Origin of the sequence: Streptomyces sp. SID11385 (genome assembly GCF_010548245.1) — a bacterium.
GTDB lineage: Bacteria > Actinomycetota > Actinomycetes > Streptomycetales > Streptomycetaceae > Streptomyces.
Window position 1 is genome coordinate 1 of record NZ_JAAGLR010001013.1, and the last position, 1,675, is coordinate 1,675.

The following is a 1,675-nucleotide window of genomic DNA, read 5'->3' on the forward strand; positions in this document are numbered from 1 at the left end:
CGGACGCGGCGAGGAGCGGCAGCCGCACCGCCGGACTCGGAAGCCGGCCGCGCGCGTGCAGGACGGCCTTGAGGACGGTGGGGCTCGGCCCGGCGAAGAGGGCGGCGGAGAGGCGGGCGAGGCGGTGGCCGAGTTCTCTGGCCCGTGCCGCCTCGCCCGCGCGCCAGGCGGTGACGAGGTTCGCGTACGCGCGCGTCGCGAGGTGCGCCGAGGCGAGGACGGCGCCCCCGGCGCCGAGCGCGAGCAGGGCGGAGGCGTACACGTCGTCGCCCGCGAGGACCGCGAAATCCGCGGGGCGCTCGCCGAGAAGCGCCACGGCGTCCTCGGTGACGCCCCCAGCCGCGTACTTGACCCCGGCAACCCCCGGGAGCGCCCCGATCTCCCGCAGCGTGGCCGCGCTCAGCTCCTGCCCCGTGCGGTACGGGATGTGGTAGACGAGCAGCGGGACGGGGCTCGTCGCGGCGAGACTCGCGAAGTGCGCGAGGACGCCCGCCTCTCCGGGGCGCGTGAAGGAGGGGACGGGGACGAGCGCGGCCACGGCCTCGGGGACGTCGGCGAGCGCGGCGAGCGCCGTACGGCTCGCGGCGGTGTCACCGCCACCCGCGCCGACCGTGAGCGGGGCGCCGCGCTCGCGGGCGACGCGGGCCAGGACGGTGAGGACGGCGGCGCGTTCGGACCGGTCGAGCGTGGCGGCCTCGGCGGTGGTGCCGAGCGCGATGAGCCCGGCGGCGCCCTCGTCGAGTACGTCGTGGGCGAGGCGTTCGAGGGCGTCCAGGGCCGGGGCGTCGAGCGTGCCGTCGGCGGCGAAGGGCGTGACGAGCGGCACGTGCAGGCCGGCGTGGAGGGTCATGTCCCGATCGTCGCCGCGGGAGGCACGGCGGTCCAGCGGGAAGAAGTGACGGTGCTCGTAAGCTGAGCCGATGCTCAACCCGCATCAGTTGCGCCTGCTGCGCGAGCTGTCCCGGCGCGGCACCATCGCGGCGGTCGCGAAGGCGCTCGCGTACAGCCCCTCGGCGGTCTCGCAGCAGCTCTCACTCCTCGAACGGGCCACGGGCACCGCCCTGTTCGCGCGCGAGGCTCGCCGGATCGCGCTCACGCCGACGGGCGCGCGGCTCGTGGCGCACGCGGAGGTGATCCTCGCGCACCTGGAGGCGGCGGAGGCCGAACTGAGCACGCACCGGGGCGCGGAGGCGCCGCTGCGGGCCGGTTTCTCGCCCTCGGCGGCCCGCGCGCTCGCCGCGCCGGTCTTCGCCGCGCTCCGCGCGAGCCATCCCGGGCTCGCGCTGTGGGTACGGGAGATCGACCCCGCCGACGCGGGCCACGCGGTCCGCTCCGGCGGCCTCGACGTGGCCCTCGTGCACACGTACGAAGGCTTCGCGCACCCGCCCGAGCCGGGCCTCGCGACGGAACACCTCTTCAGCGAGCCGATGCTTTTCGCGGCGCCGGTGGACACGGCAGGGGCGGGGACGACGGGCGATCCGGTACGGGACCACAGCGCCGCGCCCTGGATACTCCCCGCCGAGGACACCCTGTGCCACGCGGTCGTGACGCGGCTCGGCGCGTCGAGCGAGGTCCGGGCCGAGTCCTGGCACCGCGTCGACGACTACGACACGACGCTGCGGCTCGTCGCCGCGGGCGCGGGCGTCGCGGTCGTCCCCGCGTCGGCGGCGACCGC

General features: G+C 77.1%; 2 protein-coding genes. One reads left to right on the top strand and one right to left on the bottom strand.

Features of this window, described 5'->3' with window-relative positions; translation table 11 throughout:
- Positions 1 to 850: dihydrodipicolinate synthase family protein (locus G3I42_RS30920; RefSeq protein WP_164291022.1), on the bottom strand; the 850-nt coding region annotated here is incomplete at its 3' end.
- 70 nt (positions 851 to 920) lie between these two features.
- On the opposite strand from G3I42_RS30920, the gene G3I42_RS30925 reads away from it, so the two are divergent.
- Positions 921 to 1,675 (top strand): LysR family transcriptional regulator (locus G3I42_RS30925; RefSeq protein ID WP_164291023.1); only part of this gene is annotated, 755 nt, incomplete at its 3' end.